Origin of the sequence: Cyanobacterium sp. T60_A2020_053, from assembly GCA_015272165.1 — a bacterium.
GTDB lineage: Bacteria > Cyanobacteriota > Cyanobacteriia > Cyanobacteriales > Cyanobacteriaceae > Cyanobacterium.
Map to the genome: position 1 here is coordinate 1 of JACYMF010000031.1, position 25,092 is coordinate 25,092.

Sequence of the window (25,092 nt, forward strand, 5' to 3'; positions counted from 1 at the left end):
TATGGGCTGTCGTCTAACGGCGAGTCGGTGAACCAAGAATCCCCCACTATAACCCGTAGGGTTTAGTGGTGGGAGTGTCAATTCTTCTTCAGTGACGACAAAAGTAGAGATAATTCGGTCATATTTAAAGCCTATTTCCCAAGCTAAATCATAAATTTTTTCTCTTAAAGATCGATCTAAATAATTCACTTTAATAAATATATCTAAGTCAGAACTTGGTTCAGATGTACCTCTCACACAAGAGCCAAAAATACGGGCATCTATCACAGGAATTATTAATTCTAAATGATGACGAAATTCATTAGCTATTTGAAAATCTAAATGTTTCATAATGGTGAATATAATTTATTATCAATTATCCATTGTCAATTAGCTCTCACGACACCACTTTTTCGGTAAACCTTAGTTACACTAAATTGCTAAAATTGTAAAGTAATGTAACAAAAGATGAGAACAATGGTGAAAAAAAAAGTAATTGTCATTGGTGCCGGGATTGGTGGGTTAACGGCAGGGGCGCTATTAGCAAAAAGAGGCTATGATGTGACTATCTACGATCAAGCCATTGTACCGGGGGGGTGCGCTTCCACTTTTAAACGGCGTGGATTTACCTTTGATGTGGGTGCTACTCAGGTGGCTGGATTAGAAAAAGGAGGCATCCATGAGCGGATTTTCTCAGAATTAGATATTAACATACCAGAAGCTACCTACTGTGATCCGGCTTGTGCAGTATTTTTACCCCAAGAAAAAGAACCGATTATGGTGTGGAGGGCGCAAAATGAATGGCGAGAAGAGAGAGAAAAACAATTTCCTAATAGTGGTAAATTTTGGGATTTATTAAATATTTTATTTGAACCTAGTTGGCGTTTTCAAAGTAGAGACCCTGTATTACCCCCTCGTAATTGGTGGGATATTTTACAGTTAGTAAAAGCAGTTAGATTAGATACATTAATAACAGCGCCCTTCACCCTGATGACAGTAGCTGATGCGTTAAAATTATTAGGACTGAATCAAGATTTAAGACTAAAAACTTTCCTTGATTTACAACTAAAATTATATTCTCAAGTAGATACCACAGAAACGGCTTTATTATACGCCGCCACTGCCCTTTCAGTGTCCCAAGAACCTCAAGGATTATACCATTTACAGGGTAGTATGCAAGTTTTAGCCGATCAATTAACCCTTGCCCTTCAGCGCTACGGAGGAGAGCTTAAAATGGGTTATTTGGTGGAAAAGATTATTACTGATCAAGGAATTGTTAAAGGAGTTATAGTTAAAAATAAGAAAAAAGGAGAAATATTTACAGAAAATGCCGATCAAGTAGTGGGCAATATCACGGTTAATAACTTAGTAAAAATGACCGAAAATATTAATCAAGGTTATATAAAAAGAGTTAAAAATATTCCCAAAGCATCGGGAGCATTCGTTATTTATTTAGGAGTAAAACGAGAGACAATTCCGCCAAATTGTCCCCCCCATTTACAATTTTTATATGATTATAATAAGGAAATTGGCGAGATGAATTCTTTATTTGTGTCAGTGAGTAAAGAAAACGATGGGAGGGCGCCCTCCACCCAAGCGACTATTATCGCATCTTCCTTTACGGATACTTCTTTATGGTGGTCAAAAAGTAAATTAGAATACGATCAACTGAAAAAAGAATATACCACCAAAGCGATCCAACGTTTAGGGGAATATTTCAACTTGACGGAAGATATGATTATTCATCAAGAAACGGCAACCCCCCTCACCTTCGCTAAATACACCGCCAGAGAAGATGGCATCGTGGGCGGTGTGGGTCAGAGAGTTAGTACATTTGGTCCATTTGGCTTTGCGCCGCGCACTCCCATCAAGAATTTATGGTTAGTGGGGGATTCCGTGCATCCGGGGGAAGGCACAGCCGGAGTAAGTTATTCTGCTTTAACTGTCGTGCGCCAAATTGAACAAACCACCACTTAGGCAGAAATGTAAAAAACTGAATAAAGAAACATTTAGTTAATTTCACCGTCTTAAAAGTTAAAGCCTTTTTAGTCTCAAAAATGTTGATTTCTTCAACTAGCTAAAATTCCCTAAAGACAGGGAGATAATATGTTATGTGAAGTTCATTTAATTACTTATAAATAAATAATATTGACATCTTAGTTCAATTTATTGAACGAGATAATGTTAGCCGTGTAATTCATTACACGGTGGGTAAATTGCGAAGATACAATCTTTTGATAACAGATTATCCCAACTCAATATTATGCCCCAACAAAAATTCAATTTGATGACAAGAAGGGAAAATTCCCTGTCAAAAGAAATCAAGTCTGAACATTCGGATCATAACGAGGAACAATTTTCCCAGAAGGGAATGTAATAATTAATTAGAAAATAAATAAGAGTTATGAGAATAAAAAAACCCTTAACACAAATAATAATAGCCTTTGTCGTAGCGCTCACCATCGTTATCAACAATGTTAACGTTAGCTATGCCCTTCCTTGGGGAGAACTTTTTTTAAGAGGTTTACAGATTATTCAAATTAACAGTTTATCGGATCAGCAAGAGGTAGAGTATGGGCAACAAATGCGCAGTCAATTAGTGCAAAGTCGTAGAATAAAAGTCTATGAAGATAAAGAACTAAATCGCTATATCAATGATATTGGACAAAAATTAGTTAAAGTTAGCCAGCGCCCTTCCCTGCCTTATACATTCACCATTGTGGACAATAAACAAGTCAATGCTTTTGCTACTATGGGTGGTTTTATTTATCTTCATACGGGGTTAATCACCACCGCCAGTAATGAAGCAGAGTTGGCGAGTGTCATCGGACATGAAATTGGTCATGTTGTGGCGAAACATTCTCAAGCACAAATTAGACAGGAAGCCATTACCCAAGGATTATTAAGCGCCGCCGGATTAGGCAGAGCGCAAATCGTGCAATTAGGGGTTGCCACTGCCGTCAGTTTGCCCAATAGTCGTCAAGATGAATTGGAAGCGGATACTCTCGGTTTAGAAATGTTGAGGCGCGCTGGTTATGCACCTAAAGCCATGCCTGATTTTATGCAAAAATTAGACAATGGCGGTGGTACAAGTATTTTTAGCACTCATCCGGGCGCTAAAGATCGAGTAATCGCCCTTAATCAACAGATTCCTTCTGAAACTAGGGGGGAGGGCGCTGGATTAGATGAAAATAGTTATCGTAATAATATTCGTCCTTTATTGCGAAGATAGACTTAAAATACGTTAACAAAAAGTTCAGAAGTAGGGCTATCGGAAATATTATAAATTGTCAAATTCATTAATACTTAATCCAGCTTGTTTCAGAATACTGCTTAAAGTGCCAAGATTTTTACTTGTAATTTTTCTAGGAAAAATCGTGGCACAAGGTGGCTTAAAATGCAATTCTAAGGCTTCGTGGAGATTTGCTAATGCTTTAGTTTCTGTTTCTCCTTGACTAGCAATCTCAACTTCTAAACATTGAGCAACAAACCAATTCTCTTCTCGAAAGACTCTAGCCGTAAAAGTTTGTATCATATTTTTAATAGGCAATGATCTTATTTTGACTATTTATATTATTTTAAGTCATAGCCTAGCACTAAAATGTTTTTATTTCACGAATCAATAAGACATTGAATTTATCAAAATTAAGAGATGCGGTGCTTTTCGATTTTGTTTTAAGATAGATTATACAGCGCATTTCAAATGAATAAACCACGTTTTTTGTGTCTCGCCTCGATGCGCAAAGACGCAAAGATAATATTTGTAATAATCCAAAGTGTGGTTTAAGGAAATGAAAACTGCTGTAAATAAACTCAAAATAAATAATATGGTAAAGATAAAAGAAAATAATCAAGCCATTGAATGGGTGGAAAACCTAGAGAAAGAAATTAAAAATGCCAGAAACAATCTAAAAACAGAAAAAATGGATATGTCTTTCGGAGAATTGATCAGTATGTATGAAAATACAGAATTGATTATTTCCCCTGAATTTCAGAGATTATTTCGTTGGAATAGTGAACAAAAAACAAAATTTATAGAATCTTTACTCTTAGGGATTCCTATACCCGCTATTTTTGTGGCAGAAATACCAGAGACTGGACAATGGGAAGTTGTCGATGGCTTACAAAGATTGTCCACCGTATTTTCTTTTTTTGGTATTTTAAGAGAAAATCAAGAAGAAAAAGAGCAAAAAGAAAGTAAAAATAATTGGTGTTTAGAAAAGGGTAAATTTATTAAAAGTTTTGACGGAAAAAATCACAAAGACTTACCCACTAAATATATTATTAATATTCGTCGCTCTGCCTGTCGTGTTGAAGTTATTAAATGGGATAGTGATGTTGATATACGTTACGAGATTTTTCATAGATTAAATTCTTTGGGTGCGCCTTTATCGGATCAAGAATTAAGAAATTGTATATTTCGTCCTAACTCTAATAAATTTAATTATTTACTGAAAAAACTATCAGACATACAAGAATTTAGAGATTTAGTTTCACCGACACAAAAACAAATTGATGAACTCTATTTAGAAGAGTTGGTTTTGCGATATTTTTCATTACTAGATGCTATTGATGATGCAGAAAATAAAATTAATGAAACAATATCTTCTTACATGACAAATTATATGGAACAAATAAGTCATGAATCTGATATGTATATGATAAACCCTATACTTGGGTATAAGGTCAAGTAGAAAACAATAATTTTTGTAAAATGAGTGTCTTAAAGTCTCTATTCTTTTTTTTGATTACGGGTTTGGCGGAAATTGGTGGCGGTTATTTGGTGTGGTTATGGTTGAGGGAAGGCAAAAGTTTTAAGTATGCTGTAGTGGGTTGGTTAATTTTGATGCTGTATGGGGTGTTACCTACTTTGCAACCAACTAATTTCGGTAGGGTTTATAGTGCCTATGGTGGTGCTTTTGTGTTGTTTTCTTTACTGTGGGGCTGGAAAGTAGATAAAATTCCCCCTGATGCTTATGATTGGCTGGGGGTGGTGATTATTTTGACGGGCGCTGGTATTATGATGTATGCGCCGAGAAATTAGTAATATATTGACTAATATTTTTCAAACAGCATCTTCCTTCTGGATTATTAAATTCGCAACCGCAACGTTTAGCTTTTATATGCTCAGTTATTTCTGCTACTGGGGATATTTTATCTTGGATAATTGCTGATTTTATTTTTATTTTTGTCCAGTCAAAACAGTAACAAATTGCTGTATTTTCATCGTTACTTTTTTGCCAAACTCTTATTTTTATATCTTCAATATTATAAATTTGTTTATCTGTTGAGAAATAAACAACTTGACAATCTTCACTATCACAGAAATAGTAATTAACTTCAGGATTCAATCGAGTCAGAGCTTCTGGAGTTAACAAACTTTTTAGTGTAGTTAATGAAACTTTTTTACCCTTATTCCCATTAATTGGGCAATTTTTTACTGTATTTAATACTTGTTCTTTACAACAATCATTCATGATATAATCTCCTATTTATTTTGACAATTACAATCTTTTTTATATTTGCGATAACTCCAAATAGTTAAACCAATTAATGCACCTAATAGGGGCAATAAAATATAGTCTAAATAACCAGTTATTAGTCCTAAACCAATACTCGTTAAGATAATAACTAATATGGGAGTAAAACAACATAAGGCAACTAAAATGCTAGTGCCTAAACTGGCGATAAACATTTGTTTACTTTTTTTATCCCTCATTATTTTTCCTTTTTTTGTTTTTCTTCTTGGATTTTAAAGTCTATAGCTAACTACAAGGTCAAGATTTGTTTATAATTCTTAATGTTTAAGACTTCACATTGATGTGTAAAAGGTGTTAATTCTTTTTTGGGTGCTTAATGGTTTATCCTCCTATCTGTAATCTAAAATTTCATACTAATATCTAGCCATGATGCCTTGGTGATGAGGGCGCTGGTGGATATATAATCAACTCCCGTTTCAGCAATAGCAACTAAATTATTGAGGGTGACGTTGCCTGACGCTTCAATTTTGATTAACGGATTGTTGTGACGTATCAATATGACGGCTTCTGCCATCATTGCTGGTGTCATGTTATCTAACATAATAATATCCGCTTGATGCTCCAGCGCCCTCCGCACTTCGTCCAAATTACTGGTTTCCACCTCAATGGTAAGGGGATAAGGCATTTGTTGACGCACTGCCTTAATGGCTTCAGGAATGCCACCACAGGCTTGAATGTGATTATCTTTAATCATCACCGCATCATCTAAGCCAAAACGATGATTGATACCTCCTCCTACGGTAACGGCATATTTTTCTAAGATTCTCAATCCGGGGGTGGTTTTACGGGTATCTACCAGTTTAGTGGGGTAGGGGTGAAGGGCGCTGGTATATTTTGCCGTCAAAGTGGCAATTCCGCTCAATTTCATTACTAAATTAAGAGCTACTCTTTCCCCTGTTAATAGCGCATCCATTTTTCCGCTCATTTCTGCAATGATTGTACCTGTTTCATATTCTTTGCCCTCTTCAATTTTGCTATTAAATATGACATTATTATCTAATAATTGAAAAACTCGTTTAGCGACATTTAAACCAGCAATAATCCCTTTTTCTTTTAATAACCAAAATGCTTTGCCATTATCAGCACCTTGAGGAAAAATCGCCATCGTAGTGCGATCTCCTCTGCCTATATCTTCTTGTAACCATTGTTGCAAAAGTGGGTCTAAAATTAAGTTAGATAAATAGTTCATATAGCAATATTGTTGGCTTTTCTACTTTGAGTATGATAAATTATGTTTAAAAAAGGTGTCAGGTATTAGGTGAACTGCAAACCATAAATTTACAAAAATTGCATTTTTAAAATACTAAAACTATTATATATCAAAAGTTTTATTCGTTATTTATTATTAATTTTTCATAACTACTGTAGAAGAGCCATATTATTTTTTAAAATTACTAACAATTTATTAATAATTCTTGTGGAGAAAATCAAATTTCTGGAAATGTATAATAATAATTTCTTTTGCTCCTTTCACTATGATCAAAATTAAGCAAAAACAACGGTTTTATTCCCGTAAATAAGCACACGATGTTGTAAATGGAGACGGGCGCCCCTCGCCAAAACAATACGTTCTAAGTCTTTTCCTTTACGGATTAGGTCAGCAACAGTATCACGATGACTAATTTTAACCACATCTTGTTCAATAATAGGACCAGCATCTAAATCTTCCGTCACATAATGAGCTGTAGCACCGATAATTTTTACCCCTCGACTATAGGCTTGATGATATGGTTTAGCTCCCACAAAAGCAGGTAAAAAAGAATGATGAATATTAATAATTCTAGGGAAATTACTAATAAAATGAGGTGATAAAATCTGCATATATTTAGCTAAAATAACTAAGTCAATATTGCTATTTTTTAATAACTCAATTTCTTTATCTTCCTGCTCTAATTTATTATCTTTAGTCATAGGAAAATAATGAAAATCGATGGCAAATTGATCAGCAATAAACTTTAAATCAGGATGATTACTAATAATTAATGCCACCTCAGCCCGTAATTCCTTGGCTTGAATACGCCAGAGTAAATCATATAAACAATGGTCTTGTTTACTCACCCAAATGGCAATACGGGGAATAGTTGCCGAGAAATGTAGTTGCCATGTAGCACGGAGAGGACGAGCAATAGCCCCAAAAGCATCATCAATAAGATGTTTAGGTAAATTAAAACCCTCTAATTGCCACTCAATGCGCGAGAGGAAAAGCCCTGCTTCCAAGTCAGTATGGTGATCGGCGTGGATAATATTACCACCATTAGCATAGATGAAATTAGCGATTTTAGCAACCAAACCTTGTTGATCTGGACAAGATACCAAAAGGGTAGCAGTTTCCGACATAAATAATAAATACAATATTAAGCTAAGTTTACTGGTGAAGGTAGGCAAAAAACAACGGGCAACAGTTACGTTTAAGTCATAGAGAAAATGTTAACAAAAAGATGTGAGCTCCTTACCTTGTCAATAAAAACGGCAAGTTAAATCGGTTTTAGCTTACATCATCATAAGATTAAATAGACTTCTCCAATAATTAAGATTTTGCACGGTGAAATAGGCATCTTGCCTGTATTTCAGGAAAGGTTTAATATTATTTTTGAAAAACAAAGCTATAGTCTGATCTCGAACCAAGGTAAGACTGGTATATTATTGAGAAATTAGAATATCTTAATCAAAATTGTTATGGCTTCTTATTTACAAGTAGGGGAACAAAAAATTACCGAAGAAAATCTTTTGAACTTATTAGCAGGGAAACAAATGTTAATTCCCCTAGCCAAAGAGTTAATTTTAGACAGCGCCCTTGCCGACATACAATGCACAGAAGCGGAAAAAACCAGCGCCCGTCAACAGTTTGCCATGCAGATGGGTGTTAACCTTGAAGATAGTCAACAATTAGAAACATGGTTAAGCAGAAACTATTTAAAAGCATCACAACTGCAGGAAAGAATTGAAAGAGTAGTTAAAATCGAAAAATTTAAACAAGAAACATGGGAAAATCAACTCGAATCCTATTTCCTCAAAAGAAAGAGACAATTAGATAAAATTATGTATTCTTTAATTAGGACAAAAAATGCTGGTACCGCCCAAGAATTATATTTTAGAATCAATGACGATGGGAAAGATTTTGCCCAGATTGCTAGAGAATTTTCGGAGGGCGCTGAAGCTAATACAGGAGGCTTAATTGGACCAGTAGAGTTAAATGTACCCCATCCCCAAATCGCCCAAGCCCTCGCTACTGCACAACCCGGCAAAGTATTACCCCCCATGCGTGTGGGTGAATGGGTAGTAATTTTAAGACTAGAAAAATATTTATCTGCTCAATTAGACCAAAATATGAAGCGTCGTTTGTTAGATGAATTATTTGAGCAGTGGTTACAAGAAAAGCTACAAAGGGAAATTAATTTTCATCGTGAAGATTAAAGATTAATTTGGTGAGGGGAGGTGTGATAGTAGTCTGCAAGTTAGTTAAGACTCTTCCTTTTCCCTCTTCCCTCTTCCCTATTTTCTACCCCAAGGGATTACTTCCACTTAAATTGAGGTAGGGGTGATGAATGTCACGACATAACAGCCAATTAACTTACCGCCTGAAATTCAGGTGCAGAGGTTAACTGCTCATAAACAGGTTGCTGAAAGCCTCGGTCAATTTCTCTCATGGTGGCTTTTTTAGCCTCAAGTGCAACCTGTAAGACTTTCATCGCCTCTTGGGGTTGACCTTGACCACAGAAAAACAAATCTGCCGCAAAATAACCATACTCGGGCCAAGTATGGATGGCAATATGAGACTCAGCAAGGGTAACGGTAGCTGTTACACCGTGGGGACTAAACTGGTGTACACACATATCAATCAAGGTCGCTTTACCTGCGGTAATCGCCTCTAATAAGGCTTGGCGGATTCTTTCTGGGTTGTTCAAAAGATCAGCCGGTGCTTCCCAAGCATCTACCACTAAATGTGTACCCACTTTGTTCATTCTTGTCAACTCACTCTACTCTCTCTTTGATAGTTGGACAGTTAACGAGGGATTTCTGTTGTCTATTTTAGCTTTCAGTTTTTACCGCCTGATTTGTTGGTATTACCCTTAATCTTTTCTTAAACTTCAAAAATCGACTCAAACCATAATCATAAATGATAATCTAGTCATTTGTCAATAGAGAGATGACAATTAGTTCATCACAGGGACAAAAGGCAAACGGGGAAGCCGATGACGATAATTAATAATTAATTATCGTCATTAGGAATAAGTAACCCCTCGATAAGTTTTGGGTTTTCTTTTCATTCTACTATTCTTTTCGGGGGATTCGGAGTCAACTATCACAGCCCCTCTATACTTTTGCTCTACTTCTTGATTGGATTCTTCCACTCCTTGATATTCCTGTGCTAAAGATGAATCAGGTTGAGATTTTTGTACTGTAGAAGGTTCAGATTGATATGGCGCAGTTACTGGTGAAGGAGGTATATAATTAGTTTGAGAAGTGATATATGTTACCGGTGAAGGGGTAAAGGATTTATTTTCAGGGGTAGAAACTGAGATGAAGGGTTCACTTTGAGGTTTGACGGGCGCTTTCTCCGCTTTGTTTTCCGCCCAAACCGTATAAGAAAAATTAGTTTCCGTAACAAAACTCTCGATACCCTCTTTTAATAAATCGGAAGCTAAATTGAGAGCTTTGCTTTTAAATTTTTTAGGGACATCGGATTTACGCTGGAAACTTTTGCCAAAACATTGGATGCAGAGAGATTGTTGTACTTGGGGTAACGTTAAGCCTTCTACAGTTAAAGTTTCTAAGGGTAGTATGTCCATTTATTTTTTCTCCGCTAGTGGTGGGTGATTTTCCTGAGTTTTTATTTCTTTCCCACAATTGTAAGATATTTTTCTAATATGTAATGTAAAATACTTTACATTTTTTGGATTTTATAGCGATAATATTTTTCCTTGATATTATGTCGTTTTAGCATCACTAAATACCATGTTTGTCCTTTTTTTTCCCTTTGTAAATTTAGCTCAAACTTATTTTCTACAATCTTTTTTTGCTTTTTTTTATCAATGAATAAAACTCGATATTTTCCTGTTAATTTATAGGTAGGTAAATTATTATTAATTGTCGATTTTATGTTAGCAATATTGATTTTTTTGATGATAATTTGAGGTGCTTTATTGTGTAGATGATTGCTCAAATTTCCATACTCAATTTGTAGAGATAATTCCAGCGCCCTCCGCACTATATCAGCTGGTGGGGCATATTCGAGGGGCGCTGTATTACCGGTGCAACTAACACAAAATATGGTGATAAGAAGAAAAGTAAAGATTTTGTTAATAATCTTATTAATCATCAAGCTAAACAATTTTGAAAACCTTGTTTTAGAGCCTGTTCATCTAAATTTCGACCAATGAAAACTAATTCACTACGGCGCACTTCACCCTGTCGCCAAGGACGATCTGCTTTACCATCAAATAGCATATGTACCCCTTGAAATACAACTCGGTTTTGCGCATCTTGCACGTTGATGATGCCTTTCATGCGAAAAATATCCACTCCTTGGGTGCGTAATACTTTACCAATCCATTGATTAAATCGCTCCATATTTACTGGTTTTTCTTCCACCATAGCCACAGAGTAAACAGAATTATCATGGTCGTGCGCTTCTTCCGTGAGAAAATCAGGATCAATCTGTAAAGCATTCTCCAAATCAAAAGCTTTTACCCCCAAAATTTTGTCCATGGGGATGTCGCTTTCTTGAGTGGGATAAATTTTCGCCATGGTATTCATGCCCTTAATTTTCGTTTCTAATGCTTCGAGGTCATCTTCTGACACTAAATCAGTTTTATTGAGTAAAATAATATCAGCGAAAGCGATTTGCTCTTCCGCTTCGTGGGCATCCCAATGTTGTTGAATGTGTTTAGCGTCAACCACTGTCACCACCGCATCTAGTAAAAGTTGATCTTGTAAATCTTCATCCACAAAAAAGGTTTGGATGACGGGCGCTGGATCAGCTAATCCCGTAGTTTCAATAACGATATGATCGAATTTGTGACGGCGTTTAATCAAATTACCAATAATACGGATTAAATCACCTCTTACCGTACAACAAATACAACCGTTATTCATCTCAAAAATTTCCTCGTCAGCATCAATTACTAATTGATTATCGATACCAACTTCACCATATTCATTGACAATAACAGCTACTTTTTGACCATGTTCATGGGTTAGAATGCGATTGAGTAGAGTAGTTTTACCAGCACCCAAGTAACCAGTTAAAACGGTAACGGGAATTAAAGTATTAGTCATAATTATTGGCAGTTAGAGAAAAAAAATTCATCAACTAAGAAGTTGATCATTGTTTGTATTTTACCTGATTTCAATTTTGATGATGGGATGTGGTGGAGGGCGCTGGGTTATGATGAAAAAATCGCCTCAAAATAATTTATTAGTTGTTGTTCGCTCAAAAATAAAGATATATTTTGATAGGGTATCATTTTTTCAGGAACAATTAGAGGAATTGACCTCTCTATTCCCTCAGAAAAAGAGGTATTATCGTGAAGGGGTGAGGGCGATAAGGCTTATACAGTCAGTGTTTTGAGTTCATTGTCGCCCCCACAGCTCAAAAGGTCAAAAGTGAGGGTTGAAGAATGTTCAACCCCTACTTAAAATCTTATTAAGATAGACCCATTTCTTGGCGCGCTAAGGCGACTTGATCGGGGTGAATACCTAAACGGGATAGATTTAACCGTCCACGATTATCAAATCCTCTGATTTTGACCACCACTTCATCACCGATGGCAACTTCATCTTCAACTTTACCGACTCGGTGTTCGGCTAATTGAGAAATGTGGATCATGCCTTCTTTACCGGGTAACACTTCCACAAAAGCGCCAATGTCGATTAAGCGGGTGACTTTACCGATATACACATCCCCTTCATTAAGTTTGCGAGTCATGGTTTGGATGATGCGTTTGGCTTGGGCAGCGCGCTCCGCCTGTACAGAACAAATGGTCACAGTACCATCATCGCTGATGTCAATTTTTGATCCTGTTTGTTCGGTAATACTTTTAATGGTTTTACCGCCGGGTCCAATTACTAAACCGATCATTTCGGGATCGATTTTCATGGTCATTAAACGAGGGGCATAGTTTGACAATTCAGGGCGAGGGGCGCTGAGGGGTTTTAACATTTCCGTGAGGATATGTAAACGAGCGGTTTTAGCCTGTTTAATGGCATTGGCAATGGTTTCTAACTTCAAACCAGTGATTTTCATATCCATTTGTAAAGCAGTGATACCGTCTTCAGTACCAGCTACTTTGAAATCCATATCCCCTAAAAAGTCTTCAATGCCTTGAATATCGGTCAAAATGCGCACTTCATCCCCTTCCTTGATCAATCCCATAGCCGCACCACTGACGGGCTTAATGAGAGGTACTCCAGCATCCATGAGGGCAAGGGTAGAACCGCAGACCGAACCCATAGAAGTTGAACCGTTGGAAGATAACACTTCTGAAACTACCCGAATAACATAGGGAAATTGAGATTTCGGTGGTAATACAGGGGTAATAGCGCGCTCCGCCAAAGCTCCATGACCAATTTCACGGCGCCCAGGGGATCTCATGGGTTTGGTTTCTCCTACGGAGTAAGGGGGGAAATTGTAATGATGTAGATAGCGTTTTTCGATGTCTGGGTGAAGATCATCAGTTAAATCTTGGGCATCTCCCGGAGTGCCTAAAGTAGCAATGGATAACACCTGAGTTAAACCTCTTTGGAAGAGGGCGCTACCATGAACACGAGGGGGTAATAGCCCCACTCTCGAAGAAATGGGGCGCACGTCATCTAATTTACGACCGTCAACCCTAACGCCATCTTCAATAATTTGACGGCGCATTAATTTTTTCGTTAACTGCTTAAAGAGGTTGCCCAATAGTTTAGAATTACTGCTAACAGCCACTCTGAGAGGATCATCTTCGCTTAATTCACTCAAAGCGCCCTCCACTTTTTCCGCCTTAATTTGGTCTAAGGCTTCATCTCTGGCTTTTTTATCAAAGTCAAAGTTAGCAAGAACCTGTTTAATTCCTTCGGTTGCCTTCTCAGCGATAAACTCCTCCAAGGCTGGATTAGAGTCAGCATCGGGTTTATCTTCAATAATTAACTCAATACCCAACTCTTGAATTAAGTCTTTTTGGGCTTGAATTAACTCTAAAATGGCTTCATAACCGAACTCGATGGCTTCAATAATATCCTGCTCAGGCAACTGATTAGCGCCCGCCTCTACCATTACCACCCCATCAGGAGTACCAGCTACCACTAAATCTAAATCACCGTTTTCGATTTCTTGGAAAGTGGGGTTAATTATAAATTCATCGCGCACTAAACCAACGCGCACCGCCGCCATAGGCCCTGCGAAGGGGATTTTTGCCACCAAAGTAGCAATGGAAGCGCCCGTCACCGCCAACACATCAGGGGGGACATTTTCATCCATCGATAGGGTAGTCGCCACAATTTGTAAATCATCCCGTAACCAAGAGGGAAATAACGGGCGCAAAGGGCGATCAATCAAACGACTGGTTAAAACTGCCTTTTCAGGAGGGCGCCCTTCTCGGCGTAAGTAACCCCCCGGAATGCGCCCGGCTGCGTATAATCTTTCTTCGTAATCTACGGTTAGGGGCAGAAAATCAATTCCTTCTCTACCTGCCGAACGAGTTGCAGTGACGAATACTGAGGTTTCCCCTGCTTCTATTAATACCGATCCACCGGCTTGGGGCGCTAATAATCCAACTTTGATTTTTATATCTCTTCCTTCAAAAAAAGATATTGACTTATCATATTCTTCCATGCAATTTTTTCCTTATTATTCATAATCTCTATCAGTCATTGATCCTAACACGCTATATGATGATTAATAATCTTTTCTTTATTGAATATTGACAACTTCCACCAGTAAATTCTACGGGAAGAGTGTGGGAGATTATGAACAATTACTTAATTAAACAAACGAGCGTTTCTGAAAATGGCAAGTATAATAAAGTGACGATAAAATCCCCAGTTAATTTTAGTTATCTTAACCATCCTAGAAATGTTTGTAATAGTAACCAAATATTTAACCCAACTATAACTACAGCCACAGCTCCAGCTAAAACTTGAAGCCATTTAGGGTTAACAAATTCTCCCATTAAACGGCGATCGCTCGTAAACATAATCAGTGGAATTACAGCAAAAGAAAGCTGTAAACTCAATATCACTTGACTAAACACTAACAATCTACCAGTACTTTGTTCACCAAAGAAAATAATCGTAATCAATGCAGGAATAATAGCAAGTAAACGAGTGGCTAAACGTCTTAACCAAGGAGGTAATCGTAATTGTAAAAATCCCTCCATAACAATTTGTCCTGCTAAAGTTGCTGTTAAGGTTGAACTTTGTCCCGATGCTAATAATGCAAAAGCAAAAATAGCACTAGCAACTCCCACCCCTAATAGTGGAGATAATAATTTATAAGCATCTTGAATATCAGCGACATTATGATTACCAGAAACATAAAAAGTTGCCGCCGCTACAATTAAAATAGCAGAATTAATAAATAGTGCTAAGGATAAAGCAACGGTGGAATCGATAGTCCCAAATTTAATGGCTTCTCGTTTCTTTTCCGAGGTTTCTTCCCAAGCACGAGTTTGAACAATAGAAGAATGTAAGTAAAGATTATGAGGCATTACCGTTGCGCCTAAAATACTAACTGCAATGTATAACATTTCTTTATTTTGCATAATTTGGCGATCGGGAATAAAACCAATTAAAATTTTTCCCATATCTGCACGAGAAAATAATATTTCTGCAATAAAACAACCAGCTATTATAGTAATTAGACTTATAACTAATGCTTCAACATAGCGAAATCCTTTTTTTTGTAGCAATAATAGTAAAATTACATCTAGTGCCATAATGCACACGCCCCAAACTAAAGGAAATCCAAATAATAGTTGAAGGGCGATCGCACTTCCTAATAACTCTGCCAAATCACAAGCGGCAATAGCAATTTCACATAAAATCCAGAGGATAAAATTAACTTTAGAAGTATAATTATCTCGACAGGCTTGAGCTAAATCTCGTCCTGTAGCGACACCTAGACGAACACACAAGGCTTGTAACAAGATTGCCATTAAATTGGATAGCAAAATGACACTAAGCAGAGTGTAACCAAATTTAGAACCCCCGGCAATATCTGTCGCCCAATTACCCGGATCCATATAACCCACAGAAACTAAATATCCAGGACCTGCATAAGCAAACATTTTCCGCCAAAAACTATTAGTTTTAGGAATTGGAATTGTGCGATGTACTTCAGGCAAACTTGCTTTATGTTCAAATATGCTCATCACATTATTTTGTTTTCATAATCTTTTCATAATTTACTTTATCGTATATTAGTTTATGATGGCAAAATAATTTTAAATCCAGAAATAAAGAGGTATTAAAAAATTTTTATTTATTCATTTTCTTAACTTCTAGGATTCCCCTAAACATATTCATGGAACAATGAAAGGGATATTCTCCTATTTGAGTAGGGATAAACTCTACTGTAGTCGTTTGATTAAGGGGTAAATCAAGCACTTTATGGAAGTCGGGTAATAAAACTTTTCCTAGACAGCTACTTGAGTCTTTCCGTAAAAATTTGAGACGCACTGGTTGACTATTATTGACGATGATTCTGTCTGGTTTATAACCTCCATCAACGATAATTTCTATTTCTTGAATACCGTCATTTACACTAACTTCTTGTGACTTAGTTTGCTTAAATAAAAACCACCAAAGTTCCACACCGATTAATCCAAAACCTCCTAGTGTTATTAGTAATTTTAAGGATAAGGGCTGTTCAATTCGGGTAAATTGATTATTATTGCTGGAGGTAGGGGTTTTAGCTTGAGAAAATGAAGCAATACCTAATGTTAGACCTAGGGAGAGTATCGCTGTTGAGGTGATTTTTTTGAAATTCATATCAAATATCCTCCATTAATGAGTAATTTTGGGCTTAAAATTCCGTAATCTGAGGGCATTGGCTACTACAGAAATTGAACTAAGAGCCATTGCAGCTCCCGCAATGATAGGGTTAAGTAACCAGCCAAAAAATGGATACAAAATACCCGCAGCGATGGGAATACCACTCACGTTATAAATATAGGCAAAAAAGAGATTTTCCCGAATATTTCTCATGGTGGCATGACTGAGTTGGATGGCGGTGACAATGCCTCGTAAATCCCCTGAAATTAGGGTTAAATCACTGGCTGCGATCGCCACATCTGTCCCCGTACCGATAGCAATACCGACATCAGCTTGAGCTAAAGCCGGAGCGTCATTGATACCATCTCCCACCATGGCGACAATTTTGGTTTTTTGTCGGCGATTTTTTCTTTCTTGTTGAAGTTGTTTAATAATATGCACTTTCTGATCTGGACGAACTTCGGCAAAAATTCGATCGATTCCCACTTCAGAGGCGATGGCTTCTGCGGTTTTTTGGTTATCCCCAGTCAACATGACCACTTCTAAACCCATTTTTTTCAGAGTTGTAATGGCATCCACAGAGGAAGGTTTGATTGCATCAGCAATACCCATTAATCCCTGAATATGTCCATCTATGGCAATTAGAGCAGTAGTTTTTGCCTCACCTTCCCACTGTTGACGAATTGATTGTAGAGTTTGAGTATCAATATTTAACTCACTCATCCATCTTTGTGTACCAATTTGTACTAATTTACCAGCGACATTTCCTTGCACCCCCATACCAACAACTGCTTCAAAACTACTAACCTCAGGGAAAGGAGTTTTAACCTCCTGAGAATGAGCATAATTCACTACAGCTTCGGCTAAAGGATGTTCAGAAATTTTTTCCACCGCTGCCACCATCCTGAGTATTTCCATTTCATCATGAGTCACAATACCCTGAACAGTTATATAGTTAGTAACACTAGGTTTTCCTTGAGTAATTGTTCCCGTTTTATCACAAACGATCGTGTCCAATTTGTGAGCTAATTCTAAGCTATCTGCCCCCTTAATTAAAATACCATTTTCCGCCCCTTTTCCAGTTCCCACCATGATAGAAGTAGGCGTAGCTAAACCTAACGCACAAGGACAAGCAATAATTAGAACTCCTACCATAGTAATCATTGCCAAAGTAATATTTCCCACGACGTTAAACCAGATGACAAAAGTTAGAATCGCAATCGCAATAACCATCGGCACAAACCATCCTGTTACTCGGTCAGCCAATTGTTGAATAGGTGCTTTACTACCTTGAGCATCCTGAACTAACTTCACAATTTGAGCCAAAACAGTATCTTTACCTACCTTAGTCGCTTTAAATTTAAAACTTCCCGTTTTATTAATAGTTGCTCCGATAATTTCATCACCAACTCGTTTTTGCACAAGAATGGCTTCACCTGTTACCATGGACTCATCAGTAGAAGATTCCCCCTCAACAATTTCACCATCCACAGGGATTTTTTCTCCCGGGCGGACTAAGACTATATCCCCTACTATTAATTCTTCAATAAGAATATCTTGTTCTTGATTATTACGAATCACCCTAGCAGTTTTAGGCTGTAAGCCCATTAATTTACGAATTGCTGAGGAAGTTTCTCCTTTTGCCTTATTTTCTAATAATCGTCCTAAAAGAATTAGAGTAATAATAACCGAAGCAGTTTCGTAGTAAAGTTGGGGTTCAATTCCTTGAGATTCCAAAATGTGAGGAAAAATAGTCGCAAATAATGAGTAAAAATAAGCTACCGCAGTACCTAAAGCAACTAAAGTATTCATATTCGCACTATGATGTTTAAAACTCTTCCACCCACCCACAAAAAACGTCTTTCCACACCAAAATTGAACAGGGGTAGCTAAAACTGTCTGTAACCAAGGGTTATGTAACCATGGAGGAATAAAACCTAGATTCAAGCCCGTCATATCGGGTAATACCCCCAATATTAACAGCGTACCAAGAATTGCACCCACAATAATTTTACGAGTTAATTCTTTTTTTTCAGTAATTCTTAATTTTGTTTCCGTATCTTCTTGTTCATCTGATGGTAGAAAAGACTGATAACCGGTATCTATTACAACTTGTTGAATTTGCTTCACACTTGTTTGTTGAGGATTATAGACTATAGTTGCTTGAGATAAGGCAAAATTAACATTACAGTTACTAACCCCATGTACTTGTCGAATCCCTTGTTCAATTGTACTAGCACAGGAAGCACAACTCATTCCCTGTAAATGAAGATAGATAGTTTCCATAAATATTTATGATTGATCCAGATTAATTTTTCTCTGCCAAAAATATGTTGTTAAAAATCAAAACTAAGAAGTTAAGACACATTTAACTCACATTTTTTACTGTTAGTCTTCCCTTTTTCTTTTTTCAATATTCAATCTTTACATCGCCTGTATTCTGGGGTTTCCCCGCACCACACTTGTTTAATTATTTTTTTTATCGAAGACAAAGTGTAGAGCAACAGAACCCTCAAGCTAAACTATTGCGAATGGTGATTACCAGACATTCCATCATGATTCATTGAATTACCATTTCCTTCCATCATTTGTTGCATCTGCATCATTTTCGTCATAACTTCGTGCATATCACCAGACATCATCTGTTCATGGGCTTTTTTTTGTTCTGGAGTCATGTTTGCCATCATTTCTTGCATTTGAGAAATCATTTTTCCCATATCCCCTATCATATTCTCCATGTGTCCCATATTTCCCATATTATTTTGATCCATCTCCATGGGTGTTTGCGAATTACTTTGGGCAATTTCTATCTGTTTTTGAGCGAAGGAAGGAAAAACATCGATAGTCATAACAGTAACAGACGCAACTAAACCAGTAATAAAAATTTTTTTAAGTAAGTTATTCATAAATTTTTTTTCCTAAAAATTGTTTTCCACTTCCAGTATATTTTTAAAAAATGAAATCAGGATGAAAATAACTTTTATTGGTTTTTTTTATTTAGAAAAACATCAAAGAAAGATCAAATATAAGTAGTAAATCTGATTAAGTAGTAATTTGCAAATTACCCATCATACCCAAATCCTCATGATCTAAAATATGGCAATGATAAACAGTTTTACCAGTAAAATCTTCAAACCGAATCCGAATCTTTACCCTTTCCCTTCGTTTCACCAACACAGTATCACGCCACGCTAATAATTTTTCAGGGATGTCATTACGGCTAATTACCTGAAATGAATTGAGATGAACATGAAAAGGATGATCCATCATGCCAGTATTAATCAATTCCCATTCCTCTGTAGTGTTTAATTTTACAGTTGTGTCAATACGTTGATGATTGTAAGGCTTTCCATTAATTAAAAACGCCATGCCATTTGCCATACCATGATTAAGAGTAAAACTTCTCATTTGATTGGGTGAAGTTAATGGCGTAATGTTATTTAACTGATTCGGTAACGATACAGAATTAACATCCTTATTCGATTTATTAATATTGATGGTAGCTAAAACTTGCGAAGAATTATTATTTCTTCTTCTCCCCATCATGCCTCCTCCCATCATGCCTCCTCCCATCATGCCTCCTCCCATCATACCGACACGACTATAGGGTAAATTAGTGAGTTTAAGAGATGATACTTTACTATCACCTTTTATCATAATTTCCGCTCTTTGTGCCGGTGTTAATAATAACTCAGTCATTTCTTGGGGAGAATTTATAGCGCCGCCATCGGTAGCAATCAAGTAAAAACGGTTGTTATCGAAAGATAAATTATAAAAACGAGAGGTAGAAGCGTTTAAAATCCTTAATCTTAACCATTCTTCCTGATTTAAGTTGATTTGAGGGTTAACTTCACCATTGACAGTGATTAAATCTCCTTCCCTACCCATCATTAACGACATCATTCGAGAATCTGTTAATCTGCCGTTATCATCTAAAGCAAAATCTTGTAAAACGATAAATTCTTCTTTACTTAACCATAGTTGCCCATCACTGCTGACGGCATAAATTTGTTGAGAATTACTGGGATTAATGGAAATTACTGCATCAGTAATTCCTTCTTTGACTAAACGCCAAGTTTTACCAGCATCTTCTGTTTTAAATACTCCTAATTGAGTACCTGCGTAGAGAGTTTGGAAATTTTTGGTATCATTGGCTAAACTATAAACTCGTTTAGTCGGTAAACCTTCATTAGCTAGTTTATCCCAACCGCAAAAACAGTCTGGGCTTTTGGTTACTCCTGTATCTAAACCAGCATATAGCCAAATTCCCCCCATACCTGTAGGATAACCTACGGAGGCTAAAGTAGAATTTCCTGATTTTTAGGATGATCTGATATTCTCTGCCATGATTCTCCAGCGTCAACACTGCGATATAAACCATCTCCTAACACGGATAAGTATAGTTTATTGGAGTCATAAACATCAATGGCGATCGCCTCGGTGGAGTCACCACTTAATCCTTCAGCTTTTACCTGCCAAGTTTTGCCACCGTCAACACTTTTAATTACACTTAAACCATGACCTGTGGCATACATAATTTGAGGATTTTGGGTATCAATAGCAATAGAAGTAACATTTGCTCTTTCTTTACTTTTCGGAATGGCGGTCGCATTCCAAGTTTTCCCACCATCCCGACTATGATAAAGGGGGTGGGCGCCGAGAAAAAGCTCATTATTAAGAGGATTAACGGCTAGGGCGTGGACATGACCTCCAAAAGGACTAGATTCGGTATTTTTAGCTATTTTTTGTTCAGAAACAGGTTTTTTATCTTGAAATTCCGTGAGAGAATTAGCCTGAGTCAAGTCTCCTCCAAGTAACCATAAACTAGGAGACAAGATGAGTATTACTAATTTTGAGAATAAGCTGTTGTTATTGATTTAATTTTTTACTGGTGGTAATAATAAATTTTTAAGTGTTATATCAAGTTCGGATAATTAGTTACAAATAGATTATCTCTTCGCACTTTACCCACCGTGTAATGAATTACACGGAACCAATAGGTTTACGTTCAATAAATTGAACTAAGATATTGATCTCACTAATTTGTAAGTGATCGCGCAGCGGCAGCCTTCGGCTGATCAAACGGACTTGGTGTTACTTGTGTTTTAACAACAGTTACAGGTATCAGTATTTCCCGACATTCCTTGTGCAGTCAAATTGTGTGAATTTGCCGATGCACCTTTGCTTGTTACTGCCAACACGCTAACAGTCATTAAGGTAATAATAATTAAATTTTTCATGAATTTGTGTCCAAGTTAAGTTATATTAGATTCATTATAAAGTCTCTAGTTAACTAGAGAGTCAAGGGGTAAAGAAAAAAAGATGACTACAACATTAACATTAGACAAACTACTTTTAATTGGTGAAGTAGAAAAATTAAGCGGTATTTCTATTCGCACCATTCGCTATTATGAATCGGTAAATTTGATCAAGTCGATTAAGCGCACTAATGGAGGGTTTCGTCAGTTTTCCTATCAAGTTTTAACCCGTTTAGCTTTTATTAAAAGAGTAAAAAATTTAGGTTTAACATTAGAAGAAATCAAAGATATTTTAGCTATTTATGATCAAGGTTTGCCTCCCTGTGCAGAAATTAGACAGAAATTAACGGCTAAAATAAATTATATAGACGATCAAATTCAACTATTTTTAAGTTTGCGGGATGAATTATCTTTATTGCTATCTGATTGGCAGGATTTAAGTCAAAAGCCAAATGAGCAAATTTGTCCTATTTTACAGTCAAAACATGATTAAGTATTAGTTTGTAAACTGCCCATCATGGTTAAGTCTTCATTATTTACATTATTTACCGATCGCCAATATCAACATTATCACTAGCGCCAAAAATCGCTTCATAATGACGATAATATTTGAATTCAAGAATATTATAAGCCGGGTCTTGTAGAAAAACCGTGCGATGTTCAGTAATTTCCCCTGCAAATCTCAATCGTGGCGGTTGATAAAATTCTATTTTATGGGTTTCACAGCGCCCGACTAACTCAAACCAAGCGCCCTCCGCCGTAAAAATTAAACCAAAATGACGGGGATATATGCTTTTTGGTGGCAATATCTTTTCTGGGGTGGAGTGCGCTACTAATTGACTACCATAAAAATCAAAAATGATGGCATGGGCATTACTTCTGCCGATTTTAGCACCTAATTGATCTCCATAAAATTTTTTAGTAGCTTCAGCATTTACCATGGGAATTGCTAAATGGAAAATTATTGGGGAATTCATAATTTTTTTATCCAAATTTCAAATTATAGCTTTTTCATAAATATTAGCTATATGTATTATTAACTTAAATCTACTGTGTTTACTATGTCTTTTTCTTAACTGTTAATTAATAAAGATATTAAGAAAATATTTTGTTTAAATCGTGATATGGCTATTCATTAAATGCTTTTTGAGCTTCTAACATAATCGTTTTCAGCGCCCTCCCCGAAGTTTTAGCGAGTGTGACACAATTCTCATATTCTGGCTGAATATTAACAATACCAGCGCCCTTCTCCCCCATCGTGCGCCCTTCACCGCATTATCTCGAATATTCTAAAGATTTTCATTTACAAAATACGGTAAATTTGATAAATTTTCAATAAAATTAGCATTTAAAGGCTTACCAATAAAAGCCACATCAAAAAATTTAAACATTCCACGATGTTGAGGATTATTAACTTCATCATAAAAATTAACTGTTGCAAAACCCACTAAGGGCATATTTTTATGTGGATAACTAATATTATATTTATCCTTAATAGAATTATTAGAAGTAGCTATTTCTAATAATAATTTCCATTTATACGTTTGTCCAGCACGCTCTCTTAAAGATGTTTTTAGCGAAAGAATTAAGCATTTATTCAACTCATTTTTATCATTAATACTATAAATTGCTAAATCCATATCTGGCTTTTGAGTTTCATCATCAACTTTTATCGTTACCATATCAGCAATTAGTTTATAGCAATTAGTTTATTCTTTTTTGGACTGGACGTAATAAATATATTAGACTTAATTAAATTATTTTCTTTTAACTGAAGAAATAAATACTTAATGAGGAGAGAAAAAGCATTTCCCACAATAGACTTTCTAGCTTGAGATTTATCTGTTATTTTTCCATCTAATAATCTTTTATCTAATAAAATTTCAACATTATTTTTAGCAGAATTTAAAACAATATTAAGATAATCTAGTGATTTTTCTAAGCCATATTTTTGAATATACTCATTAAGTATTTCAAGAATCGGTATCATATAATAAGTATTTTCTATTTTGAACAAATCAGTCAACTCACTTTTATTTAAGATACTCATTTTATCCTCTAAAATAACGTTAATTGTTTCTGTCTGCATTGACCTAAACTATATTTATCTACAGTAATTTTAATTTGTTTAATAATAGTATCAACAACAGGTACAACAACAGAATTGCCAAATTGTCGATAGGCTTGGGCATCGGATACTGGGATAATGAAATTATCTGGAAAACCTTGTAATTTGGCACATTCACGAGGAGTTAATCGACGAGGGTTTTTGTTACTTTGTTCAACTAATATTTCTGAACCATCTTTATAATACCTTGCACTTAAAGTTCTTGTATATTCTGATTCTGTGTTGATAATTCCGTAACCAAAACCATTTCCTTTGGCTTGACTATTTTTTTTATGTTGTTGCAAATAATTCCATAACTTATCAGATAAAGTATATTTATTATCGACATTGTTATCGATAATATCTTTTAATTCATATGATCTTTTTCTAGGCAAATTAGGAAATTCAAAATTAATCTGAGAAAAATACTTTTTATTAAAGCAGACGATAAATATTCTCTCTCTATGTTGAGGTACATAATATTTTCCGTCAATTATTTCTGAAAAAACCTCATAATTCCTCGCCGATAATTCATTTGTTATTACCTGCCAGGTATTTCCTTTATCGTGACTTTTTAAATTTTTAACATTTTCTAAAAAAATAATTTTAGGCTCATGATAATCGATTATTCTTAAAAGTTCAAAAAACAAATTACCTTGTTTTTCATCTTCAAAACCATGTTTTCTGCCCAGTGATTTTTTTTTACTAACACCAGCAATAGAAAATGGTTGACAGGGGAAACCAGCACATAATAAATCAAAGTTAGGAATATTTTCAGCTGAAATATCTTTTAAATCTTTACATTCTATTTCTCCAAAATTTGCACGGTAAGTTTGACAACTATATTTGTTGTAATCATTAGAGTAAACACAACACAAACCATTATTTTCTAAGGCTATTCTAAAGCCACCAATTCCAGCAAATAAATCAATACTGGTTTTTATTTGTATTAAGTTCAATGTCTTTCATTAATTTTTGCGATACAAAAAGTATAACCCAGAACTATAGCTATATTTCCCTAAACTAGCGCCCTCCACCCCAACTTTTTAAAGGATAATTTGTCAATTCGGTAGAATTTAACTACAGGTAAAATAATTTATAATGAGATACCTTTCTAAATTGACTTTTACTATTATCATAGACTAATTGACATGGGTTGACACTCCCACCACTAAACCCTACGGGTTATAGTGGGGGATTCTTGGTTCACCGACTCGCCGTTAGACGACAGCCCATA

23 protein-coding genes and 3 pseudogenes are annotated in these 25,092 nt (G+C 36.0%); 6 read left to right on the forward strand and 20 right to left on the reverse strand.

Annotation, left to right across the window (positions count from 1 at the left end):
• On the reverse strand, positions 1-330 hold a 330-nt coding region (locus IGQ45_04960), incomplete at its 3' end, for a nucleotidyltransferase domain-containing protein (protein ID MBF2056575.1).
• Positions 331-456: 126 nt separating this feature from the next.
• Here IGQ45_04960 and crtD point away from each other — a divergent pair.
• Both crtD and IGQ45_04970 read left to right on the forward strand, forming a co-directional pair.
• Positions 457-1,956 carry a C-3',4' desaturase CrtD gene (gene crtD / locus IGQ45_04965; protein ID MBF2056576.1) on the forward strand — a complete coding sequence of 500 codons (1,500 nt, stop codon included), beginning with the start codon at positions 457-459 and terminating at the stop codon, positions 1,954-1,956.
• A 427-nt stretch (positions 1,957-2,383) separates the two neighbouring features.
• Positions 2,384-3,211, forward strand: a complete 828-nt coding sequence (locus IGQ45_04970) for a M48 family metalloprotease (GenBank protein ID MBF2056577.1) — start codon at positions 2,384-2,386, stop codon at positions 3,209-3,211.
• 135 nt (positions 3,212-3,346) lie between these two features.
• On the opposite strand, the pseudogene IGQ45_04975 reads toward IGQ45_04970, so the two are convergent.
• Positions 3,347-3,514, reverse strand: a pseudogene (locus IGQ45_04975) (type II toxin-antitoxin system HicB family antitoxin).
• 256 nt (positions 3,515-3,770) lie between these two features.
• Here IGQ45_04975 and IGQ45_04980 point away from each other — a divergent pair.
• Positions 3,771-4,673 (forward strand): DUF262 domain-containing protein, encoded by a 903-nt coding sequence (locus IGQ45_04980; GenBank protein MBF2056578.1) that lies wholly within the window; start codon positions 3,771-3,773, stop codon positions 4,671-4,673.
• A 20-nt stretch (positions 4,674-4,693) separates the two neighbouring features.
• Complete coding sequence (locus IGQ45_04985) at positions 4,694-5,023, forward strand: YnfA family protein (GenBank protein MBF2056579.1); 330 nt, start codon at positions 4,694-4,696, stop codon at positions 5,021-5,023.
• On the opposite strand, the gene IGQ45_04990 is transcribed toward IGQ45_04985, so the two are convergent.
• The 4 genes from IGQ45_04990 to purU all read right to left on the reverse strand — a co-directional run bounded on the left by IGQ45_04990 (position 4,998) and on the right by purU (position 7,856).
• The gene (locus IGQ45_04990) at positions 4,998-5,456 is read right to left on the reverse strand and encodes a (2Fe-2S)-binding protein (protein ID MBF2056580.1); all 459 of its coding nucleotides are present in this window, start codon (positions 5,454-5,456) and stop codon (positions 4,998-5,000) included. The genes IGQ45_04985 and IGQ45_04990 overlap by 26 nt on opposite strands.
• An 11-nt stretch (positions 5,457-5,467) precedes the next feature.
• A complete protein-coding gene (gene merF, locus IGQ45_04995) occupies positions 5,468-5,698 on the reverse strand; it encodes a mercury resistance system transport protein MerF (protein ID MBF2056581.1) in 231 nt (76 codons plus the stop codon).
• Positions 5,699-5,859: 161 nt separating this feature from the next.
• Positions 5,860-6,708: a carboxylating nicotinate-nucleotide diphosphorylase gene (locus IGQ45_05000; protein ID MBF2056582.1), complete on the reverse strand. Its 849-nt coding sequence runs from the start codon at positions 6,706-6,708 to the stop codon at positions 5,860-5,862.
• Between the two features lie 296 nt (positions 6,709-7,004).
• A complete protein-coding gene (purU, locus tag IGQ45_05005; GenBank protein ID MBF2056583.1) occupies positions 7,005-7,856 on the reverse strand; it encodes a formyltetrahydrofolate deformylase in 852 nt (283 codons plus the stop codon).
• Positions 7,857-8,195: 339 nt separating this feature from the next.
• On the opposite strand from purU, the gene IGQ45_05010 reads away from it, so the two are divergent.
• Positions 8,196-8,933 (forward strand): peptidylprolyl isomerase, encoded by a 738-nt coding sequence (locus tag IGQ45_05010; GenBank protein ID MBF2056584.1) that lies wholly within the window; start codon positions 8,196-8,198, stop codon positions 8,931-8,933.
• A gap of 152 nt (positions 8,934-9,085) precedes the next feature.
• On the opposite strand, the gene speD is transcribed toward IGQ45_05010, so the two are convergent.
• From speD to IGQ45_05065, 11 genes and pseudogenes are all read right to left on the reverse strand, one after another.
• Positions 9,086-9,481 carry an adenosylmethionine decarboxylase gene (speD, locus tag IGQ45_05015; GenBank protein ID MBF2056585.1) on the reverse strand — a complete coding sequence of 132 codons (396 nt, stop codon included), beginning with the start codon at positions 9,479-9,481 and terminating at the stop codon, positions 9,086-9,088.
• 261 nt (positions 9,482-9,742) lie between these two features.
• Entirely contained in the window at positions 9,743-10,309 is a 567-nt protein-coding gene (locus tag IGQ45_05020) for a hypothetical protein (GenBank protein ID MBF2056586.1), read from the reverse strand.
• A 95-nt stretch (positions 10,310-10,404) separates the two neighbouring features.
• The gene (locus IGQ45_05025) at positions 10,405-10,839 is read right to left on the reverse strand and encodes a hypothetical protein (GenBank protein ID MBF2056587.1); all 435 of its coding nucleotides are present in this window, start codon (positions 10,837-10,839) and stop codon (positions 10,405-10,407) included.
• Entirely contained in the window at positions 10,839-11,798 is a 960-nt protein-coding gene (locus tag IGQ45_05030; protein MBF2056588.1) for a GTP-binding protein, read from the reverse strand. The genes IGQ45_05025 and IGQ45_05030 overlap by 1 nt, the downstream gene beginning before the upstream one ends.
• A gap of 367 nt (positions 11,799-12,165) precedes the next feature.
• Positions 12,166-14,331 carry a polyribonucleotide nucleotidyltransferase gene (locus tag IGQ45_05035; protein ID MBF2056589.1) on the reverse strand — a complete coding sequence of 722 codons (2,166 nt, stop codon included), beginning with the start codon at positions 14,329-14,331 and terminating at the stop codon, positions 12,166-12,168.
• A gap of 220 nt (positions 14,332-14,551) precedes the next feature.
• Positions 14,552-15,868, reverse strand: coding sequence for an Nramp family divalent metal transporter (locus tag IGQ45_05040; protein MBF2056590.1), 1,317 nt, complete (start codon positions 15,866-15,868; stop codon positions 14,552-14,554).
• Between the two features lie 106 nt (positions 15,869-15,974).
• Positions 15,975-16,487 carry a cupredoxin domain-containing protein gene (locus IGQ45_05045; protein MBF2056591.1) on the reverse strand — a complete coding sequence of 171 codons (513 nt, stop codon included), beginning with the start codon at positions 16,485-16,487 and terminating at the stop codon, positions 15,975-15,977.
• Between the two features lie 15 nt (positions 16,488-16,502).
• Positions 16,503-18,776, reverse strand: a complete 2,274-nt coding sequence (locus IGQ45_05050; GenBank protein MBF2056592.1) for a copper-translocating P-type ATPase — start codon at positions 18,774-18,776, stop codon at positions 16,503-16,505.
• 236 nt (positions 18,777-19,012) lie between these two features.
• The gene (locus IGQ45_05055) at positions 19,013-19,396 is read right to left on the reverse strand and encodes a hypothetical protein (GenBank protein MBF2056593.1); all 384 of its coding nucleotides are present in this window, start codon (positions 19,394-19,396) and stop codon (positions 19,013-19,015) included.
• A gap of 136 nt (positions 19,397-19,532) precedes the next feature.
• Positions 19,533-20,462 (reverse strand): annotated as a pseudogene (locus IGQ45_05060) (multicopper oxidase domain-containing protein).
• Between the two features lie 326 nt (positions 20,463-20,788).
• Entirely contained in the window at positions 20,789-21,325 is a 537-nt protein-coding gene (locus IGQ45_05065; protein MBF2056594.1) for a hypothetical protein, read from the reverse strand.
• Positions 21,326-21,812: 487 nt separating this feature from the next.
• Between IGQ45_05065 and IGQ45_05070 the strand changes: the two genes are divergently transcribed.
• Positions 21,813-22,241, forward strand: a complete 429-nt coding sequence (locus IGQ45_05070) for a heavy metal-responsive transcriptional regulator (protein MBF2056595.1) — start codon at positions 21,813-21,815, stop codon at positions 22,239-22,241.
• A gap of 52 nt (positions 22,242-22,293) precedes the next feature.
• Here IGQ45_05070 and IGQ45_05075 read toward each other — a convergent pair whose 3' ends face one another.
• The 3 genes and pseudogenes from IGQ45_05075 to dcm form a co-directional block, all read right to left on the reverse strand.
• Positions 22,294-22,725 carry a glyoxalase gene (locus IGQ45_05075; GenBank protein ID MBF2056596.1) on the reverse strand — a complete coding sequence of 144 codons (432 nt, stop codon included), beginning with the start codon at positions 22,723-22,725 and terminating at the stop codon, positions 22,294-22,296.
• Positions 22,726-23,037: 312 nt separating this feature from the next.
• A pseudogene (locus tag IGQ45_05080) lies at positions 23,038-23,792 on the reverse strand (hypothetical protein).
• A 14-nt stretch (positions 23,793-23,806) separates the two neighbouring features.
• The gene (gene dcm, locus IGQ45_05085; protein ID MBF2056597.1) at positions 23,807-24,814 is read right to left on the reverse strand and encodes a DNA (cytosine-5-)-methyltransferase; all 1,008 of its coding nucleotides are present in this window, start codon (positions 24,812-24,814) and stop codon (positions 23,807-23,809) included.
• Positions 24,815-25,092 lie beyond the last annotated feature (278 nt).

Coding starts and splice junctions, on each gene's coding strand:
- crtD (MBF2056576.1), top strand. CDS start 457: ATGGTGAAAAAAAAAGTAATTGTCATTGGTGCCGGGATTGGTGGGTTA.
- IGQ45_04970 (MBF2056577.1), top strand. CDS start 2,384: ATGAGAATAAAAAAACCCTTAACACAAATAATAATAGCCTTTGTCGTA.
- IGQ45_04980 (MBF2056578.1), top strand. CDS start 3,771: ATGAAAACTGCTGTAAATAAACTCAAAATAAATAATATGGTAAAGATA.
- IGQ45_04985 (MBF2056579.1), top strand. CDS start 4,694: ATGAGTGTCTTAAAGTCTCTATTCTTTTTTTTGATTACGGGTTTGGCG.
- IGQ45_04990 (MBF2056580.1), bottom strand. CDS start 5,456: ATGAATGATTGTTGTAAAGAACAAGTATTAAATACAGTAAAAAATTGC.
- merF (MBF2056581.1), bottom strand. CDS start 5,698: ATGAGGGATAAAAAAAGTAAACAAATGTTTATCGCCAGTTTAGGCACT.
- IGQ45_05000 (MBF2056582.1), bottom strand. CDS start 6,708: ATGAACTATTTATCTAACTTAATTTTAGACCCACTTTTGCAACAATGG.
- purU (MBF2056583.1), bottom strand. CDS start 7,856: ATGTCGGAAACTGCTACCCTTTTGGTATCTTGTCCAGATCAACAAGGT.
- IGQ45_05010 (MBF2056584.1), top strand. CDS start 8,196: ATGGCTTCTTATTTACAAGTAGGGGAACAAAAAATTACCGAAGAAAAT.
- speD (MBF2056585.1), bottom strand. CDS start 9,481: ATGAACAAAGTGGGTACACATTTAGTGGTAGATGCTTGGGAAGCACCG.
- IGQ45_05020 (MBF2056586.1), bottom strand. CDS start 10,309: ATGGACATACTACCCTTAGAAACTTTAACTGTAGAAGGCTTAACGTTA.
- IGQ45_05025 (MBF2056587.1), bottom strand. CDS start 10,839: ATGATTAATAAGATTATTAACAAAATCTTTACTTTTCTTCTTATCACC.
- IGQ45_05030 (MBF2056588.1), bottom strand. CDS start 11,798: ATGACTAATACTTTAATTCCCGTTACCGTTTTAACTGGTTACTTGGGT.
- IGQ45_05035 (MBF2056589.1), bottom strand. CDS start 14,331: ATGGAAGAATATGATAAGTCAATATCTTTTTTTGAAGGAAGAGATATA.
- IGQ45_05040 (MBF2056590.1), bottom strand. CDS start 15,868: ATGAGCATATTTGAACATAAAGCAAGTTTGCCTGAAGTACATCGCACA.
- IGQ45_05045 (MBF2056591.1), bottom strand. CDS start 16,487: ATGAATTTCAAAAAAATCACCTCAACAGCGATACTCTCCCTAGGTCTA.
- IGQ45_05050 (MBF2056592.1), bottom strand. CDS start 18,776: ATGGAAACTATCTATCTTCATTTACAGGGAATGAGTTGTGCTTCCTGT.
- IGQ45_05055 (MBF2056593.1), bottom strand. CDS start 19,396: ATGAATAACTTACTTAAAAAAATTTTTATTACTGGTTTAGTTGCGTCT.
- IGQ45_05070 (MBF2056595.1), top strand. CDS start 21,813: ATGACTACAACATTAACATTAGACAAACTACTTTTAATTGGTGAAGTA.
- IGQ45_05075 (MBF2056596.1), bottom strand. CDS start 22,725: ATGAATTCCCCAATAATTTTCCATTTAGCAATTCCCATGGTAAATGCT.